The organism is Rhodoferax koreense (assembly GCF_001955695.1).
GTDB lineage: Bacteria > Pseudomonadota > Gammaproteobacteria > Burkholderiales > Burkholderiaceae_C > Rhodoferax_B > Rhodoferax_B koreensis.
In genome coordinates this window covers 3,851,863-3,870,781 of sequence record NZ_CP019236.1, presented here as the reverse complement: position 1 = coordinate 3,870,781, position 18,919 = coordinate 3,851,863, and the positions used below count along the sequence as shown (strand labels likewise).

Here is an 18,919-nt window from a genome sequence, read left to right as displayed (position 1 = left end):
TTCCGATTCCGACCCGCTTCCCTAAAGTTGGTCCATCGACGCGACAGTCCCGAAAGACACGGGGCCATCGCGGCGAGGATTCAATCAACTTTGGAGAAGCTCAGATGCAACGTCGTTTCACCCTCAAGGCCCTCAGTGCCGCCACCGCCGTTACCGCCGTTGCGGCCATGACGGGTTTGTCCGCCTTGCCTGCCTATGCGCAGGACACCATCAAGGTCGGCGTGCTGCACAGCCTGTCGGGCACGATGGCCATTTCGGAAACCGTGTTGAAAGACACCGTGCTGATGGCCATCGACGAGATCAACGCCAAGGGCGGTGTGCTGGGCAAGAAGCTCGAGCCCGTGATCGTCGACCCGGCCTCCAACTGGCCGCTGTTCGCCGAGAAGACCAAGCAACTGCTCGGCCAGGACAAGGTCGCCGTGATCTTCGGCTGCTGGACTTCCGTGTCGCGCAAGTCGGTGCTGCCGGTGGTCGAGGAAATGAACGGCCTGCTGTTCTACCCCGTGCAGTACGAAGGTGAAGAGCTGTCGAAGAACGTGTTCTACACCGGCGCAGCGCCCAACCAGCAAGCCATCCCCGCCGTCGACTACCTGATGAGCAAGGCCGGCGGCGGCGCCAAGCGCTGGGTGCTGCTGGGTACCGACTATGTGTACCCCCGCACCACCAACAAGATCCTGCGCGCCTACCTGAAGAGCAAGGGCGTGAAGGAATCGGACATCGACGAGAAGTACACCCCGTTCGGCCACAGCGATTACCAGACCATCGTGGCTGACATCAAGAAGTTCTCCGCTGGCGGCAAGACGGCCGTGGTCTCCACCATCAACGGTGACTCCAACGTGCCGTTCTATAAAGAACTCGGCAATGCCGGCCTGAAGGCCAAGGACGTGCCGGTCGTCGCCTTCTCCGTGGGTGAGGAAGAACTGCGCGGCGTGGACACCAAGCCACTCGTCGGTCACCTGGCCGCCTGGAACTACTTCATGAGCATCAAGAGCCCGGCCAACACCGAGTTCATCAAGAAGTGGAGCGACTACGCCAAGGCCAAGAAGCTGCCCGGCTCGGACAAGCCTCTGACCAACGACCCGATGGAAGCCACCTACATCGGCATCAACATGTGGAAGCAGGCTGTGGAGAAGGCCAAGTCCACCGACACCGACAAGGTCATCGCCGCGATGGCCGGCCAGAAGTTCAACGCACCTTCGGGCATCGTCTCCGAAATGGACGCGAAGAACCACCACCTGCACAAATCGGTGTTCATCGGCGAAATCAAGGCCGACGGCCAGTTCAACGTGGTGTGGAAGACGCCTGGCCCGGTCAAGGCCAAGCCATGGAGCCCGTACATCGAAGGCAATGCCGGCAAGCCTGACGAACCTGTCAAGAAATGAACTTGGCACACCCCCAAGTCGCTCACTTCGTGTAGCTCCTCCCCCCTTGCAGGGGGCGACACCAGCGGCCTGGCGGAGGCTCTCCTGAGCTTGTCGAAGGGCCAGTTCCGCGGTGTCTCTGGAATAAGGCAGGCACGTTCTTGCGGCCCGTTCGTGGGGATTACGCTGCTCGTGCCGATTCCAATTCCCGTTCGTGCTGATTTTCTGCCACCCCTTCGTGCTGAGCTTGTCGAAGCACCTGCACGACCCACCAGGCGCCTCATGTCGATACGAAACACATTCCTGATACTGCTGCTGGTGATCGCCGGCCATGCGCATGCGCTGACCGCCGATGAAGCCAAGAGCATCGCCATCGGCGAAACCGAAGACCGCATGACCGCCCTGGCCAAGGCCGTGGTCAATGCCGACGAAAAGACGGTGGCCTTCATCCAGGCGCTCTCGGACGACCAGGTCAAGACCCAGGGCGACAAGGTATTCGTCGTGCAGGGTGACAAGGCTGTCGATCCGGTCACTGGCGCCGCGTTGACGCTGCCCGCCGATGCGGAAGACGTGATCAACAACAACCAGATGCGCGGCGAGCTCGACAATGCGCTCGCCGCCGCCAAGCTGTTCTCCAAGGACGACGCGGTGCGTGCCGCCTCCGTCAAGACCCTGCTCGCCGAGCCGGACGAGAACAAGCTGCCGATCGTCGAGAAAGCCTTCGCCGCCGAGACCGTGCCGGCCATCAAGGCCCAGCTCGGCCTGCTGCGCGGCGCCTTGCTGGTCAACAGCGAAGACAAGGCCAAGCGCCTCGACGCCATCAAGACCCTGGCCGAAAGCAGCAACCCGGCCACCAAGACCGTGCTGCTGGCCCGGCTGCAGAACGAACCCGAGGCCGACGTCAAGGTGGCGCTGCAGGCCGCGCTCGACAAGGTCGACGCCGCGCTGGCCTGGGGCGACAAGCTCGGCGCCGTCTTCAGCGGCATCAGCCTGGGCTCGATCCTGCTGCTGGTGGCACTTGGCCTGGCCATCACCTACGGGCTGATGGGCGTGATCAACATGGCCCACGGCGAGCTCATGATGATCGGTGCCTACGCCACCTATGTGGTGCAGACCGTGTTCATCAAATACTTTCCGGGTGCCTTCGACTGGTACCTGCTGGCCGCTGTGCCGGTGTCGTTCCTGGCCTCGGCCCTGGTCGGCGCGGCGCTGGAGCGCAGCGTGCTGCGTTTCCTCTACGGCCGCCCGCTGGAGACCCTGCTCGCCACCTGGGGCATCAGCCTGATGCTGCAGCAAGGCGTGCGCAGCCTGTTCGGCGCGCAGAACGTCGGCGTGGAAAACCCGGTGTGGATGAGCGGCGGCGTGCAGGTGCTGGCCAATCTTTCGCTGCCCTACAACCGCCTGGTGATCATCGCCTTCGCCGTGGCCGTGCTGCTGGGCGTGGGCTGGCTGATCGGCCGGACGCGGCTCGGCCTGTTCGTGCGCGGCGTCACGCAAAACCGGCCGATCGCCTCCTGCATGGGCGTGAACACCGCGCGCATCGACACCTATGCCTTCGCGCTCGGCTCGGGCATCGCCGGCCTGGCCGGTTGCGCGCTGAGCCAGGTCGGCAACGTCGGCCCCGACCTCGGCCAGGGCTACATCGTGGACGCGTTCATGGTGGTGGTGCTCGGCGGCGTGGGCCAACTGGCCGGCACCGTCTACGCCGCCATGGGCCTGGGCATCCTCAACAAGTTCCTCGAGGGCTGGACCGGGGCCGTGTTGGCCAAGATCGCCGTGCTGGCGTTCATCATTATCTTCATCCAGAAGCGTCCGCAAGGCATCTTCGCCATGAAAGGCCGCTCTGCGGAAGCCTGACATGCGAAACCCAACCACCCCTATGCCGACCGTTTCCCTCCCCCCCAAAGGCCCGCTGCTGACCCGCACCGGCTGGAGCAGTTTCTTCGTGGCACTGATCGTGGTCTGCGCCGTGGTGCCGGTGCTGAACCTGTGGATTCCCGCAGGCAGCCCGTTCCACATGAGCGACTACGCCATCGCGCTGGTCGGCAAGATCATGTGCTACGCCATCGCCGCGCTCGCCATGGACCTGATCTGGGGCTACACCGGCATCCTCAGCCTCGGCCACGGCCTGTTCTTCGCGCTCGGCGGTTATGCCATGGGCATGTACCTGATGCGCCAGATCGGCCGCGACGGCAACTACAAGAGCGATCTGCCCGACTTCATGGTGTTCCTCGACTGGAAGGAACTGCCCTGGCACTGGATGCTCAGCGGCAGCTTCACGGCCACGTTGTTCCTGGTGGTGCTGGTGCCGGGCATCGTGGCCGGCATCTTCGGCTTCTTCGCCTTCCGCTCGCGCATCAAGGGGGTGTACTTCTCCATCATCACCCAGGCCATGACGTTTGCCGCGATGCTGCTGTTCTTCCGCAACGAGACCGGCTTTGGGGGCAACAACGGCTTCACCGACTTCAAGCGCATCCTCGGCATGCCGATGGCCACCACCTCGATGCGCATGACGCTGTTCGTCATCACCGGCCTGGTGCTGCTCGGCTTCTTCCTGTTCGCCAAATGGCTGGTGGGCAGCAAGTACGGCCGGGTGCTGCAGGCCATCCGCGACGCGGAAACGCGGGTCATGTTCTCGGGTTATTCGCCGCTGGGCTACAAGCTCAGCATCTGGGTGATTTCGGCCGTGATGTGCGGCGTGGCCGGGGCGCTGTATGTGACCCAGGTCGGCATCATCAACCCGAGCGAGATGAGCCCGGCGAACTCGATCGAGATCGCCATCTGGGCGGCGGTAGGTGGGCGCGCCACGCTGATCGGGCCGATCCTCGGCGCCTTCATCGTCAACGGCGCGAAGAGCTGGCTCACCGTGGCCTATCCGGAGTTCTGGCTGTATTTTCTGGGTGCGTTGTTCATTGCCGTGACCTTGTTCCTGCCCGATGGGGTGGTGGGCCTGGTGAAGAAGTTGAAGGGAGGCCGGGCATGACCCCCGATCTGATGGAAGAGGGCGCACGGCGCGCCGCAGCGAAGAGCGGTGCCGCCAAGACCGGCAGCACCGAGTCCGGCGGCCGCGAAGCCGGCTTCTCGCGCGTGCACACGCCCGGCGAAGTCGATGTGGCGCACGGCCGCATCCTCTACCTCGAAGACGTGCACGTGAGCTTCGACGGCTTCAAGGCCATCAACGGCCTGTCGCTCGACATCGCGCCGGGTGAGCTGCGTTGCATCATCGGGCCGAACGGTGCAGGCAAGACGACGATGATGGACATCATCACCGGCAAGACGCGGCCCAACACGGGCAAGGTGTTCTTCGGCAGCACCATCGACCTGCTGCGCCACAACGAGCCGCAGATCGCCCAGCTCGGCATCGGCCGCAAGTTCCAGAAGCCGACGGTGTTCGAGAAACTCAGTGTGTTCGAGAACCTCGAACTGGCGCTGAAGATGGACAAGCGGGTGAAGTCTTCGATGCTGCACAAGCTCGATTCGGCGCAGAGCGACAAACTCGCCGAGATGCTGCACACGATCCACCTGACGGACAGCGTGTCGCGCATGGCGGGCAACCTGAGCCACGGGCAGAAGCAGTGGCTCGAGATCGGCATGTTGCTGATGCAGGACCCGAAGCTGCTGCTGCTGGACGAGCCGGTGGCGGGCATGACGGACGAGGAGACGGCGCGCACCGCCGAGTTGTTCCTCACACTCAAGGGCAAACATTCGCTGATGGTGGTGGAGCACGACATGAGTTTCATCGAGACGATCTCCGAGATCGTGACGGTGCTGTGCGATGGCAGCGTGCTGGCGCAAGGCACGCTGGACCAGGTGCAGGCCGACGAACGCGTCATCGAAGTCTATCTGGGCCGCTGAACATGCTGAACGCAAAAAACATCAACCAGTATTACGGCGGTTCGCACATCCTGCGCGACGTGAGCCTGACCGCCACCCTGGGCAAGGTCACCGTCCTGCTGGGCCGCAATGGCGTGGGCAAGACGACACTGCTCAAATCCCTGATGGGCCTGATCCCGATCAAGACCGGCACCATCGAGCTCGACGGCAAACCGATCCAGAGTGCCACGCCCTATGAGCGTGCGCGGGCCGGCGTCGGGTTCGTGCCGCAGGGCCGGGAAATCTTCGCGCGCCTCACCGTGGAAGAGAACCTGCGCATGGGCCTGGCCTACAAGAGCGCCGGCACACCCATCCCGGCCGAACTCTTCACGCTGTTCCCGGTGCTGAAGCAGATGATGCACCGCCGCGGCGGCGACCTCTCGGGCGGGCAGCAGCAGCAGCTCGCCATCGCGCGGGCGCTGGCCGCCGGCCCGAAGCTGCTGATCCTCGACGAGCCCACCGAAGGCATCCAGCCTTCCATCATCAAGGACATCGGCCGCGTGATCCGCATGCTCGCCGACCGTGGCGACATGGCCATCCTGCTGGTCGAGCAGTACTACGACTTCGCGCAGGAACTGGCCGATGACTACCTGGTCATGGAGCGCGGCGAATTCATCGCGCGCGGACTCGGCAAGGACATGGAAGCCAATGGGGTACGCAGTCTCGTGGCCATTTGAGGGAAGAGGGCGTACTTGTCCAGGATCAAGTCAAGTAACAATTTCATACGCTTGTGGCATTTACGGATAGAGTTGAGGTGTTGACCGCAACTCCCGGATGCCTACCTCCATGACCACTTTCTTCCAGCGGGTGCTCGGCAGATTCTTCGGACCGCGCCCGGCGCACGCGCGGCAAGCCGCCGCGCCGGCACCTGTTTCCCCGTCGACTGCATCGGCGCCGCGCACGCCAGCGGCAGATCCTCTTCCCGTGCGGGCTGCCGCGCTCGCGGCCAGGCGACCGCTGATGGCCCCCAACGGCGAGGTGGCAGGTTTCGAATTCCGCGTGAGCGAAGAGGTGATGCGCCAGTGCGCGCACGACACCGACGCACAGGCGGCCCAGGTGGCCGCGGTGCTGGTGGCGGCGCGGCTCGTGGCACTGGACGGCCGCATCGGATTTGCGCGGCTGCCGGCGGCCTGGCTGACCCGGGCGGCGGTACCGAGGGACGAGTCCGGCCTGGTGCTGGGCGTGGAGTTCGACGCGGCCTCGCCGGTTTCAGCGGCCGAGCGGCAGGCGGTGGTGGCCACGCTGCTGCGTTTTCGCGAGGTCGGCGCCAAGCTGGCCTGGGACGCGGTGCGCCAGCCGCTCGACGCCAAGCCCGACTTCCTGCTGTGGAAGCCGCTGCCGAGCTGGCCGCTGGCCGAACTTGTCAAGGCGGTCGGCGCCCGGCCGGCGACTCTGCAGCAGTACCCGGTGATCGCGACCGATCTGGCCAGCGTGGAGGAGCTTGAGTCTGCACTGGGCGGCGGGGCTCATCTTGCCAGCGGCCAGCTCACGCCGCAGGCGGTGGCCGACCGCACCGGCGTGCTCGCGCCGGAGATCGGTCGCATCGCGCGGCTCCTGGCGCAGCTGTCCTCCGGGGCCGATACCGATGTGATCGTGCGCGCCATCAAGGGCGACGTCAGCGTCTCGGTGCGCCTGCTGCAGCGCATGAACAGCGCCAGCTTCGCGCAACTGGGCGGCGTGGCCAGCATCGACCAGGCCGTGCCGCTGCTCGGCCGCAACGACCTGCACCGCTGGCTGTCGCTGATGATGATGCAGTTCGCCCAGGCCCGCACCCTCTCGCCCGGGCTGCAGGAGGTCGCGCTGTGGCGCGCGCGGCTGCTCGAGCTGCTGGCGGTGGAGCGCGGCGAGCGCGAGCCCGGCCGGTTCTTCACGCTGGGCCTGGCCTCCATGCTCGGCGCCATCCTGCAGATCGATGCGCCGGAAGTGGCCAGCACGCTGAGCCTGCCGCCCGAGGCCGCCCAGGCCCTGGTGGAGGGCGCCGGTCCGTGGTACGTCTACCTGCGCACGGCCGCCCAGGTGGAAGACCAGAGCGCCGACGAGAGCAGCGCCGTGGCCGATGGCTTCGCCAGCGCCGCCCGCGTCTACGAATTGTCTGCACAGGCCTGGACCTGGGCATCGGAAAACATGGCGCGCGAAACCGACGCGGTCGGAGTGGCCTGATGCCAGGATCGCCGTGCCCGGCGCGGCGCCCGCCATGACCGAACTGTGACGCCCGACGGATGAAATCACCACAAGAGCCGCCACAAGGTCTAAAGTCCGGCGACCCCATTGCCCTAGCCAAGCCATGAAATTCCTCCGGCGTGTCCTGCCCAAAGGCATTGTTTCCACCAACCCTGGCGATCCGCGGGGCGGGAAGGGAGTCGGCATGGCCGCACCGTTGCAGCCGCCCGAGGTCGTGCTGCCGATGGTGCTGACACTGCGGCGTCCCTTGTTGTCCTCAAGCGGAGACATCGCCGGCTTCGAATTTCGCATCGACCCGGAGATGCAGCGTGAATTGATGGCCGACGGCGACCCTGCGTCGCAGGCGGCCCAGGTGGCGGCGGTGCTTGTGGCGGCCCGGCTCGTGGCGCTGGAGGGGCGGCTCGGTTTCGCGCGCCTGCCCGCTGCCTGGCTGGTGCATGCCGCAGTGCCCAAGACCGAGCCTCGCACCCTGATCGGACTGGAGTTCGACCCGGCACAGCCCTTGGCGCCCGGGACCCTGCAGGCCGTGGTTGAAGTGGCGCGTCAATTCCGTGCGGCCGGTGCCCAGCTGGCCTGGGACGCGGAGGCGGACATCGGCATGGCCCCCGACTATCTGCTGGCCCGCCACGCCGTGCGGCCCTTGGCCGAAGTGCTGGCGGCCACGGGCGTCGTGCCGGGCGCGGAATCGCATCCGCCGGTCATCGCCACCGACCTGGTCCAGCTGGAGCAACTCGAACTGGCCGTGCTGGGCGGTGTGCATTTCGCCACCGGTGACATGAACATCGTGGCACCCAGGTCGCGTGCCACCCGGCGGCTGCCGCCCGAAGCCGGCCGCCTCACGCAGTTGCTCGGCCAATTGAACGCAGGGGTGGACACGGCCGTCATCGTCGACGACATCAAGGGCGACATCGGGGTGTCGTTCCGACTGCTGCAACGCATGAACAGCCCGGCCTTCGCCCATCTCGGCGGCGTGGCCAGCATCGACCAGGCGGTGCTGATGCTCGGGCGCAACGAACTGCAGCGTTGGCTCGGACTGATGCTGATGCAGTTCGCGCCGCGGCGCAGGCTGGCTTCGGCATTGCAGGAAATTGCGCTGTGGCGCGCGCGCACGGTCGAACTGCTCGCCGTCGAGCGCGGCGAACGCGAGCCGGGGCGCTTCTTCATGCTGGGCCTGGCGTCGATGTTGGGCGGGATCCTGGAGACCGAAACGGCCGAGGTGGTGCAGGCCCTGGGCCTGCCCGAGGAGGCTGAGTCCGCCCTGGTGGAGCAGGCCGGCCCGTGGCACGTGTTCCTGCGCGCCGCCATCCAGGTGGAATCGCGGGCGTTGACGGACGCCGATGCGGTGTCCGATGGCTTCGTCAGTGCCGAGCGGGTGCAGCTGTTGTCGAACCAGGCCTGGGCCTGGGCCGCGGCCAACGCCTTGCGCGAGTCCGGTGCGGGGAACGAAAAAAGCCGTTGAAAAGCCGTTGAAGCGGCCGGGCGCCCGCCTCGGCCGGGTTAACATCTTCACGGGCCTGCCTTTCTGCGGGCCACGTCGCTCGGACGGTTCCGGGCGCTTACGTGAAAGTTTTCCATGACAGCATCATCCGCTGGCAAGCGCCGTTTCGCGCGCATCGACCGCCTGCCCCCCTACGTCTTCAACATCACGGCCGAACTCAAGCTGGCCGCGCGCCGCCGTGGCGAGGACATCATCGACATGAGCATGGGCAACCCCGACGGCGCGACCCCCGCGCACATCGTGGCCAAGCTCACCGAGGTCGCGCAGCGGCCCGACACCCACGGCTATTCGGCGAGCAAGGGCATCCCGCGGCTGCGCCGCGCCATCAGCAAGTGGTACAAGGATCGGTATGCGGTGGACATCGACCCGGACACCGAGGCCATCGTCACCATCGGCTCCAAGGAAGGCCTGGCGCATCTGATGCTGGCGACGCTGGACCGCGGCGACACGGTGCTCGTGCCCGACCCGAGCTACCCGATCCACATCTACGGCGCGGTGATCGCCGGTGCCGACATCCGCTCCGTGCCGCTGGTGCCGGGCGTCGATTTCTTTGCCGAACTCGAGCGCGCCATCCGCGGCAGCTATCCCAAGCCGAAGATGATGGTGCTGGGCTTCCCGAGCAACCCGACGGCGCAATGCGTGGAACTCGACTTCTTCGAACGCGTGGTGGCGCTGGCGAAGAAGCACGACATCTTCGTGGTGCACGACCTGGCCTATGCCGACATCGTGTTCGACGGCTGGAAGGCGCCGAGCATCATGCAGGTGCCGGGTGCCAAGGACATCGCGGTCGAGTTCTTCACTTTGTCCAAGAGCTACAACATGGCCGGTTGGCGCGTCGGCTTCATGGTCGGCAACCCGGACCTCGTGGCCGCGCTGGCCCGCATCAAGAGTTACCACGACTACGGTACCTTCACGCCGCTGCAGGTGGCGGCCATCGCCGCGCTTGAAGGCGACCAGCAATGTGTGAAGGACATCGCCGCCCAGTACCAGGCGCGGCGCGACGTGCTCTACAAGGGCCTGATCGAGGCCGGCTGGATGGTGGAAAACCCCAAGGCCTCGATGTACATCTGGGCGCGCATCCCCGAAGCCTACCGGGCGCTGGGCTCGCTCGAATTCGCCAAGCGGCTGCTGGAGCGCGCCAAGGTCTGCGTGTCGCCGGGCATCGGCTTCGGCGACCACGGCGACGATCACGTGCGGTTTGCGCTCATCGAGAACGAGGCGCGCATCCGCCAGGCCGTGCGTGGCATCAAGGCCATGTTCAAGGCGGATGGCGTGGCCGCTTGATTTGTTTGCCGGGCCGGGCGATTACCGGCCCGGCAGCAGCCGATTCGCGGCAGAATCACGGTCGCATCCAACACAGAACACACGAACGCATGAACAACGACCATGGGACACAGGCGCTGAGCCGCCTGCAAGCGCTGATTGCCCGGGAAACCGGCGCGCCACTGGGCTCGGCGGCGGAGGCCGAGGCCGCGGCGCTGCTGGCCGAGGTCGCCGGGACGGCTGGCGCCCCGGCTTCGCCCGCCGTGCCCGCCAGCGGCGGGGCGCTGGGCGTGCAGCAGCGCGAGGTGACCATCCTGGTGGCCGACCTGCGCGGCTTCGTGGCCCTCACCGCCACGCACCCGGCCGGCACCATCGTCACCATGCTCAACCTGTGCCTGGAGCGCATGAGCGAGGTGATCTTCCGCAACCAGGGCACGGTCGACAAGTTCTCCGGCGACTCGATCACCGTGCTGTTCGGCGCGCCGGTCAGCCGCGAGGACGACGTGCTGCGCGCCATGGTCTGCGCCGTGGAGATGCAGCTGGCCATGCGCGAGCTCAACGACCAATACCAGCGCGGCCGCATGCCCGAGCTGTACATGGGCATCGGGCTCAACACCGGCACGGTGATGGCGGGGCGCTTCGGTTCCGAGTCGTTCTCTCAATACACGGTGATCGGCAACGAGGTCAGCCTGGCCTCGCGCATCGAGGCCTTCAGCCTGCGCGGCCAGGTGTTGATCAGCGAAAGCACCTACCAGCGCGGCGGACGCTCGGTGCTCGTGACCGAACCGCGCGAGGTCTTCGTGGCCGGCAAGATGCATCCGGTGAAGGTGCGCGAGCTCATCGCCATACCGGCACGCCACCTCAAGGTGCCGCGCCAGGAGTTCCGCCGCAGCCACCGCGCCGAGGTGCGCATCCCGTGCAACCTGCAACTGGTCGAAGGCAACGAGGTGCTGCCGAGCCCGCTCAAGGCCAACATCCTCGACATCGGCTACCACGGCGTGCTGCTCGAGCTCGACTTCCCGATCGAAATCGGGCTCGAGGTGAAGCTCAATTTCGACATGACGCTGGTCGACTACCCGGCCACCGACATCTTCGCCAAGGTGATGAAGATCAAGCGCGAAGGCGGGCGGCTGCTGGCCGGTCTGGAGTTCACTTCGCTGAGTTCGGAGACCAACACCAAGCTTCAGATGTTCGTGCAGATCCTGGTCGGAAGCCAGTAGCCAGGGGCTACATCGCCCAGATCCGGGGCTTCACGGCTGGCTTGTTCCAGAAGTGCCCGCGCCATGCGGCCCAGACCCGCTGCATGAGCTGCATCGCCGGCTCCACCAGCGGGGCCAGGGCGCGCACCATCACCACCTGGGGATTCGGGCTGGTCGCGCCGACCGTGTCCTTCAACGCGCTTGCTTCGATGACTTCGCGCGCCATGTCCAGCGCCTGCTGGCGGCGGTGGCGTTCCAAAGGGCTGCCGGCCAGGAAGAACAGCGAGGCCGTGCAGCGCTGGCCGTTCAGGCCCAGCGGGCTGTTCATCAAGCGATGATCCGCAGCATCGATGCGGCCGCGTTCCAGCCAGACGCCGGGCATCTCCAGGTGCTGCACGATCTGGCCGCGTTCGAACGGCTGGCCGGCATTGGGCAGGCCGAGCGCGGTCACGTCCCAGCCAATGAGTTCGGCACCGGGCGCGAGGTCGAACACAATGTGGTTCTCGGCGCGGCATTCGTTGTAGCACAGCGCCTCGGCCGGCAGCCATTCGAGCCGGGCCTCGGGGGCAAGCCGGATCTGCGTCTGCTGCAGCGCCAGCTCACCGGCCGAGCGGTAGAAGCGCGTGGCCCCGGGGGTGGTGATCAGGCCATGGGCGCCCGGGCCGGCGCTGACCTGCAGGTCGAGCCGATCGCCGCCGACCAGGCCACCCGGCGGATGCACCAGCACGTTGTGGCACACCGCGTCACCTTCGGGGTACAGGCTTTGCAGGATGCGCAGCGGGCCGCTGTGCAGGTGGCGCGCGACGCTGCGTTCGCGCTCGAAAAGGTAGTCCAGCTGCAGCCGGGCGTGCCACGCCATCAGGCTTTGGCGTCCAGCAGGCGGCCGAGCATCTGGTTGCCGGTTTTGAAGACGGACAGGTTGGCCAGGAAGTCCTGCCTGGCGGCGATCTGGTCCAGCGCATCCGCAATGGGTGCATCACCGGGGGAGGGGGCACGCGCGACCTGCGTTTGGACGCCGCCGCCGGCCTCGGCGGCCTGGACCACTTCCTGCCGGTGAAAGCCCTCGGTGGCGCTGTTGGCGATGTTGTGCGCCGACGCCTGCAGGCGTGTCTCCGCAGCCTGCATGCCGGACATCGAGATCGCGGAAACGGATGAAATGGTCGTCATGGGGTCGTCATGGCTGGGCGGTGGTCATCGGCACGGAGCCTGGGTATTATCGTTCAGCCCTGCCTTGATCCAGATCAAGTGGATTGCGATCAGGTGGCGCACACTGCGGTTTTGCTGTGGTTTTTCGGCTTGAATTTTCAGTAATTACTGAAATTACGGCAAAATACAGACCCATGCAAGCTCCCGAACACACCGCCGGTTCCCGTGGATCGACGCATCCGCAAGGGCGCGCGGGCGCTGGCAGCGTGCCCCAGACCGTGGCCAGCCTGCTGTGGCTGCCGCAGGCCGGCCTGCTGGCCCATGCGTTGCAGAGCCTGCTCGAAGGCGGCGGCGCGCGCGCGGTGGTCTGGCCCGCCGCCATGCTCCTGGCGCTGGGCCTGGCGCGTGGTGGGCTCGAGGCCTGGGGTCTGCGCCGCAGCTTCCGCGCGGCGTGCGAGCGCCTCGGCGACTTGCGTGCCCAGGTGGCGCGGGCCCTGGCCGCACGCTCGCCGCTTGACGCGGCACGGCCCGCATCCGGCCTGGCGGCCAGTGTGATGGCCGAGCAGGCCGAAGCCGTCGTGCCCTACCTCACGCGTTACCAGCCAGCCAGATGCAAGGCCCTGGTCGTGCCGCTGGCCATCCTGGCCGCGGTGTTCCCGTTGTCGTGGATCGCCGCGCTGGTGCTGCTGGTGGCCGCGCCGCTGATCCCCGTGTTCATGGCCCTGGTCGGCTGGCGCGCCAAGGCGGCGAGCGAGGCCCAGATGGTGGAGATCGGCGGCATGAACGCCTTCCTGCTGGACCGCCTGCGCGGCCTGGCCAGCCTGCGCGCGCTGGGCGCGGTGGACTTCACCGCGCAGCGCCTGCGGGCGGCCGGCGATTCGCTGCGCCGGCGCACCATGGCCGTGTTGCGCATCGCGTTCCTGTCCAGCGCCGTGCTTGAGCTTTTCGCTGCGCTCGGCGTGGCCATGGTGGCCGCCTACGTGGGTTTTCATCTGCTCGGCCAATTGAACTATGGCGCATGGGGCGTGCGCCTGAGCCTGGGGCAGGGCCTGTTCGTGCTGCTGCTCGCGCCCGCCTTCTTCGAGCCGCTGCGTGAGCTGTCCCTGGTGTGGCACGACCGCGCGGCGGGCGAAGCGGCGTTGGCGGCGATGGCGCGGCTCAGCGAGGCCGGCACGGCGCTGCCCGGTGCCAACGATGCGGCGGTGCCGCCGATGGCTGCATCCCGCGCGGCGCGGCCGCCGGCGCTGTGTGTCCGTGCGCTCGAATTCAGCCATGCCGGCACGGGCGGGGCGGTGTTCGACGGCCTGGATTTCGATGTCGCCGCGGGCGAACACGTGGCGCTGCTGGCCGACAGCGGCGCCGGCAAGACCACGCTGCTGTCGCTCCTCGCCGGCCTGGTGCCGGTGCAGGGCGGCAGCATCCGCATCGGCGACGAGACGATGTCGGCGGCAACCGCATCCAGGCTGCGCCAGCGCACCGCGTGGCTGGGCCAGAAGCCGCACATTTTCGCGGGCACGGTGCAGGCCAATGTGGCGCTGGGGCAGCCCGGTGTGGGCGCGGCCGAAGTCAGCACGGCGATGTGGTTCGCCGCGCTCGGCGCCACAGCCCAGGCCCATGCGGGCGCGATGCTCGGCGAGGGTGGCGTCGGCCTGTCGGGCGGCGAAGCCGTGCGTCTTGCGCTGGCGCGTGCGGTGGTGCGGCCGCAGGCCGATCTGCTGCTGGTCGACGAGCCCACGGCCCACCTGGACGCGGCCACCGCCGAAGCCGTGACGGAAGCCCTGCTGCAACTCGCCCACGGCAAGACCATGCTGGTGGCCACGCACGACCCGGTACTGGCCGCCCGGCTGGACCGCAGCCTGCGCCTGCATGCGGGCCTCATCGAGGCCAGCGAGGTGACGCCATGAGGCTGTGGCAGCAATGGGCACCCATGTCGCAATTGCTGCGGCTGTTCATGGCCGAACGCGGTGCCCAGTTGCTGGGCGGCGCGGCACTGGCCGCGGCCACGGCCCTCATCGGCATGCTGCTGCTTGGCCTGTCGGGCTGGTTCATCGCCGCCACGGCGATCGCGGGCGCGAGTGCGGCCACGGCCTGGGCCTTCGACGTATTCATGCCTTCGGCCGGCATCCGCCTGCTGGCGCTGGGGCGCAGCGGATCCCGTTACGCCGAGCGGCTGGTCACGCACGATGCCACGCTGGCCGTGCTGACCGCGCTGCGCGAACGCCTGTTTCGCGGCTGGGCCGAGCCCGAGGCCGCGCGCCGCCTGCTGCGGCAACCGGCGAGATTGCTGTTCCGCCTCACCGCCGACGTCGACGCGCTCGATGCGCTCTACCTGCGCGTCTGGGTGCCGCTCGGTACGGCACTGGTGGCCGCGGCGGCTGCCGGCATCGCGCTCGCCGTCTTCGTCGATCCCTGGCTCGGCCTGGGCGTTGCCGCGTGGTTCGTGGTCGCCGGCCTGGGCATCGCCTGCGCGCTGGCCCATGCGGCGCAGAGGCCGGCGCGCCGCCGTGCCCATGCCATGGAAGCGCTGCGCGCCCGCACGGTGGACCTGGTCGCGGGCCAGACCGAGCTGGCCATGGCCGGCCGGCTCGACGCGCAATGTGCGGCGCTGGCTGCGGCCGACGCCCGTCTGGCCCGTGCGGACGACACGCTGAACCGGCTGGAGGCGCGTGCGGTCTTCGGCTTCGGTGCGGTGGGCAGCCTGGCGCTGTGTGCCACGCTGCTCGTGGTGGCCGCGCTGGTCGAGCAGGCCCGCATCGGTGTGCCGATCGCGGCGCTGGCCCTGCTGCTGGTGCTCAGCGCCGCGGAGCCTTTCGCCGCCTTGCGCCGCGGCGCTCTAGAACTCGGTCGCTGCGTACTTGCCACGCGCAGGCTCGCACCGTATTGGGAGAAAAAGCCGGCGCGCGCCCCGGTACAACCGGCCTCGGCCGACGTGCAGCTGCGCCAGGTCCACGCCCATCCTGCCGGCCGCGACGCCGGTGCTTCGCTGCTGCGCGACATCGGCCTGGTCATCGCGCCCGGCGAGCGTGTGGCCCTGGTGGGCCCCAGCGGCGCCGGCAAATCGACCCTTCTGGCCTTGCTGGCCGGCGAGCTGTCGCCCCAGTCCGGCAGCCTGCGCGTGCCGCTGTCCAGCCTGCTGACCCAGCGCACCGAGCTGTTCCAGGACAGCCTGCGCGACAACCTGTTGCTGGCCGATCCGTCGGCCGGCGACGACCAGCTGTGGTGGGCGCTCGGCTCCGCCGGCCTGGCCGAGGACGTGCGGCGCCTGCCGGCCGGCCTCGCCACGCGGCTGGGTGAGGGCGGGCTCGGCCTGTCGGGCGGTCAGTCGCGCCGCCTCGCCCTGGCCCGGCTGCTGCTGCGCGACGTGCCGCTGTGGCTGCTGGACGAACCCACCGAGGCGCTGGACGCGGCGACGGCGCGCGATGTGTTGCGCCGCCTCGCCGCACAGATCGATGGCCGCACCTTGGTGATGGCCACCCACATCCGCCGCGAGGCCGCGCTGGCCGACCGGCTCGTCGTGCTGCAGCACGGCCGCATCGTGGCCGACCTGCGCCGCGGCGCGCCGGGCTTCGACGCGGCATTGAACCGGCTGCGGCCGGACTGAAGATTCTGGAAAACGGAGGAAACCCCCCATGGAACTCGACATCGTGTCCCTGTCAAGGCTGCAGTTCGCCGCCACGGCGCTGTATCACTTCCTGTTCGTGCCGCTCACCCTCGGGCTGTCGATCATCATCGCCATCATGGAGACGGTCTACGTGATGACCGGCCGCGTGATCTGGCGCGACATGACGAAGTTCTGGGGCACGCTCTTCGGCATCAACTTCGCGATGGGTGTGGCCACCGGCGTGGTGATGGAGTTCCAGTTCGGCATGAACTGGAGCTACTACAGCCACTACGTGGGCGACATCTTTGGCGCGCCGCTGGCCATCGAAGGGCTGATGGCCTTCTTCCTGGAGGCCACCTTCGTCGGCCTGTTCTTCTTCGGCTGGGACAAGCTCAGCAAGGTCGGCCACCTGGCCGCCACCTGGGCCGTGGCCATCGGCTCGAACTTCTCGGCGCTGTGGATCCTGATCGCCAATGGTTGGATGCAGAACCCCGTGGGCTCGGCCTTCAACCCGCAGACCATGCGCATGGAGGTGACCGACTTCGCCGCCGTGTTGACCAACCCCGTGGCGCAGGCCAAGTTCGTGCACACCGTGTCGGCGGGGTATGTGTGCGCGTCGGTGTTCGTGCTCGGCGTGTCGGCCTGGTACGTGCTAAAGGGAAGGCACCTGGCGCTGGCCAAGCGTTCCATGACGGTGGCGGCCTCGTTCGGCCTGGCCGCGGCGCTGTCGGTGGCGGTGCTCGGTGATGAAAGCGGTTACCTCTCCACCGAACACCAGAAGATGAAGCTCGCCGCCATCGAGGGCATGTGGGAGACGCAGCCCGCGCCGGCCGCCTTCACGCTGGTCGGCTTTCCGAGCCAGGAGGCGCGCGAAACCCATTACGCCATCCACATTCCGGCGCTGATGGGCCTGATCGGCACACGTTCGCTCGACACCGTGATCCCCGGCATCAACGAACTCGTGGTGCATGCCGAGGCGCGCATCCGCCAGGGCATCAAGGCCTACGACGCGCTGCAGAAGATCCGTGCACTGCCTGCCGGCGAGAAGCTGCCCGACAACCTGCGCGGCGAGTTCGAGGACAACGGCCACGAACTCGGCTACGCGCTGCTGCTCAAGCGCTACGTGGACGACCCGCGCCAGGCCACGCCGGAGCAGATCGCCAAGGCGGCCTGGGACACGGTGCCGCAGGTGGCGCCGCTGTTCTGGCTGTTCCGCGTGATGGTGGGCATCGGCATGCTGCTGATCCTGCTGACCGGCACCTTCTTCGTGCTGTCGGCCCGCCGCATGCTCGACCGTTACCAGTGGCTGCTGAAGGTGGCCGTTTGGGCCATCCCGCTGCCCTGGCTGGCCATCGAGGCCGGCTGGCTGGTGGCCGAATTCGGCCGCCAGCCCTGGGTCATCGAAGGTGTGCTGCCCACGGCCGTGGCCGTGTCGAATCTGGGCGTGAAGACGCTGCTGCTCACGCTGACCGGTTTCGTCGCCCTCTACACCGTGCTGCTGGTCATCGAGGTGAAGCTGATGCTCAAGGCCATCCGCACCGGCCCCACGGCCGAGCACGATCCCGACGAGGGCGTCGAGCAGCGCCATGTGCGCCCATTCAATCCGAGCAAACTGGCTTCAGCGAAGTAAAACAAAATGATCCTGCATCAACTCCTCAACTACGACACCCTGCGCCTCATCTGGTGGGCCCTGATCGGTGTGCTGCTGGTGGCTTTCGCCGTGACCGACGGCTTCGATCTCGGCGCGGGCATGCTGCTGCCGTTCGCCGGCCGCACCGACATCGAACGGCGCGTCATCATCAACAGCGTCGGTCCGGTGTGGGAAGGCAACCAGGTCTGGCTGATCCTGGGCGGCGGCGCCATCTTCGCGGCCTGGCCGCAGCTCTACGCGGTGTCGTTCTCGGGCTTCTACCTCGCGATGTTCGTCATTCTGACGGCGCTGATCCTGCGCCCGGTGGCTTTCAAGTTCCGCAGCAAGCGCGAGGACCCGGCCTGGCGCGCGCGCTGGGACTGGGTGCTGTTCTTCTGCGGCTTCGTTCCCGCATTGATCAGCGGCGTGGCCGTGGGGAATGTGCTGCAGGGCGTACCGTTCCGCCTGGCGGGCGACATGCACATCTTCTACGACGGCAGCTTCTTCGGCCTGCTCAACCCCTTCGCGGTGTTGTGCGGCCTGGTGTCGGTGGCGATGCTGGTGATGCACGGCAGCGGCTGGCTGCTGCTCAAGGCCGGCGGCGCGGTGGCCGAACGCGCGCGCCGCTACGGCCTGATCGCCGCGCTGGCGACCATCGTGCTGTATGCCTGTGCCGGCGTCTGGTTGTGGGCCGGCGTGCAGGGTTATGCGATCACCAGCGTCGTTGATCCGCTCGGCCCTTCGAATCCGCTGCTGAAGACGGCGGTGGTGCGCGCCGGGGCCTGGTTCGTCAACTACCGGACCCATGCCTGGACCATCGCCGCGCCCGCCGGCGGCCTCCTGGGCGCTTTCGGTGCGCTCGTCGGCCTGTGGTTCCGGCGCGAGATCATGGCCCTGCTGTGCAGTGCGCTCGGCATCGCCGGCATCGTGCTGAGCGTCGGGGCGTCCATGTTCCCGTTCATCCTGCCTTCGTCGATCGACCCGCGCGCCAGCCTCACGGTGTGGGACGCGTCGTCGAGCCATCTGACGCTGTTCATCATGCTGGCGGTCACGTGTTTCTTCCTGCCGATCATCGTCGCCTACACGAGTTGGGTCTACAAGGTGTTGTGGGGCAAGGTCGATGAAAACGCGATCCGCAACGAAACCACGCACGCTTACTGAACAAAG

15 protein-coding genes are annotated in these 18,919 nt (G+C 67.4%); 13 read left to right on the top strand and 2 right to left on the bottom strand.

Annotated features, from left to right (window positions below; translation table 11 throughout):
• The first annotated feature begins 104 nt into the window (after positions 1-104).
• From urtA to RD110_RS17870, 9 genes are all read left to right on the top strand, one after another.
• A complete protein-coding gene (gene urtA, locus RD110_RS17910; RefSeq protein ID WP_076200785.1) occupies positions 105-1,382 on the top strand; it encodes an urea ABC transporter substrate-binding protein in 1,278 nt (425 codons plus the stop codon).
• A 261-nt stretch (positions 1,383-1,643) separates the two neighbouring features.
• Positions 1,644-3,218, top strand: a complete 1,575-nt coding sequence (gene urtB / locus RD110_RS17905) for an urea ABC transporter permease subunit UrtB (protein WP_204249982.1) — start codon at positions 1,644-1,646, stop codon at positions 3,216-3,218.
• A gap of 22 nt (positions 3,219-3,240) precedes the next feature.
• Positions 3,241-4,344, top strand: coding sequence for an urea ABC transporter permease subunit UrtC (urtC, locus tag RD110_RS17900; protein ID WP_076200784.1), 1,104 nt, complete (start codon positions 3,241-3,243; stop codon positions 4,342-4,344).
• On the top strand, positions 4,341-5,216 hold the full coding sequence (gene urtD, locus RD110_RS17895) for an urea ABC transporter ATP-binding protein UrtD (protein WP_076200782.1): 876 nt from the start codon (positions 4,341-4,343) through the stop codon (positions 5,214-5,216). The genes urtC and urtD overlap by 4 nt, the downstream gene beginning before the upstream one ends.
• A 2-nt stretch (positions 5,217-5,218) precedes the next feature.
• Entirely contained in the window at positions 5,219-5,911 is a 693-nt protein-coding gene (urtE, locus tag RD110_RS17890) for an urea ABC transporter ATP-binding subunit UrtE (protein WP_076200781.1), read from the top strand.
• A 109-nt stretch (positions 5,912-6,020) separates the two neighbouring features.
• On the top strand, positions 6,021-7,394 hold the full coding sequence (locus tag RD110_RS17885) for an HDOD domain-containing protein (RefSeq protein WP_157900237.1): 1,374 nt from the start codon (positions 6,021-6,023) through the stop codon (positions 7,392-7,394).
• Positions 7,395-7,599: 205 nt separating this feature from the next.
• Positions 7,600-8,874: an HDOD domain-containing protein gene (locus RD110_RS17880; RefSeq protein WP_076200778.1), complete on the top strand. Its 1,275-nt coding sequence runs from the start codon at positions 7,600-7,602 to the stop codon at positions 8,872-8,874.
• Between the two features lie 114 nt (positions 8,875-8,988).
• Positions 8,989-10,197, top strand: coding sequence for an alanine transaminase (alaC, locus tag RD110_RS17875; protein ID WP_076200776.1), 1,209 nt, complete (start codon positions 8,989-8,991; stop codon positions 10,195-10,197).
• An 89-nt stretch (positions 10,198-10,286) separates the two neighbouring features.
• Positions 10,287-11,396 (top strand): adenylate/guanylate cyclase domain-containing protein, encoded by a 1,110-nt coding sequence (locus tag RD110_RS17870; protein WP_076200775.1) that lies wholly within the window; start codon positions 10,287-10,289, stop codon positions 11,394-11,396.
• A 7-nt stretch (positions 11,397-11,403) separates the two neighbouring features.
• Here RD110_RS17870 and RD110_RS17865 read toward each other — a convergent pair whose 3' ends face one another.
• Positions 11,404-12,234: an urease accessory protein UreD gene (locus RD110_RS17865; protein WP_076200773.1), complete on the bottom strand. Its 831-nt coding sequence runs from the start codon at positions 12,232-12,234 to the stop codon at positions 11,404-11,406.
• Entirely contained in the window at positions 12,234-12,542 is a 309-nt protein-coding gene (locus RD110_RS17860) for a flagellar basal body protein (protein ID WP_076200771.1), read from the bottom strand. Before RD110_RS17860 ends, RD110_RS17865 begins: the two co-directional genes overlap by 1 nt.
• A gap of 173 nt (positions 12,543-12,715) precedes the next feature.
• On the opposite strand from RD110_RS17860, the gene cydD reads away from it, so the two are divergent.
• The 4 genes from cydD to cydB are packed head-to-tail and all read left to right on the top strand — an operon-like array spanning position 12,716 to position 18,913.
• A complete protein-coding gene (gene cydD / locus RD110_RS17855) occupies positions 12,716-14,425 on the top strand; it encodes a thiol reductant ABC exporter subunit CydD (protein WP_076200770.1) in 1,710 nt (569 codons plus the stop codon).
• Positions 14,422-16,122, top strand: coding sequence for an amino acid ABC transporter ATP-binding/permease protein (locus RD110_RS17850; protein WP_076200768.1), 1,701 nt, complete (start codon positions 14,422-14,424; stop codon positions 16,120-16,122). Before cydD ends, RD110_RS17850 begins: the two co-directional genes overlap by 4 nt.
• 28 nt (positions 16,123-16,150) lie before the next feature.
• Positions 16,151-17,752 (top strand): cytochrome ubiquinol oxidase subunit I, encoded by a 1,602-nt coding sequence (locus RD110_RS17845; RefSeq protein ID WP_076200767.1) that lies wholly within the window; start codon positions 16,151-16,153, stop codon positions 17,750-17,752.
• Between the two features lie 6 nt (positions 17,753-17,758).
• On the top strand, positions 17,759-18,913 hold the full coding sequence (gene cydB / locus RD110_RS17840) for a cytochrome d ubiquinol oxidase subunit II (RefSeq protein ID WP_076200765.1): 1,155 nt from the start codon (positions 17,759-17,761) through the stop codon (positions 18,911-18,913).
• The last annotated feature ends 6 nt before the right edge of the window (positions 18,914-18,919 follow it).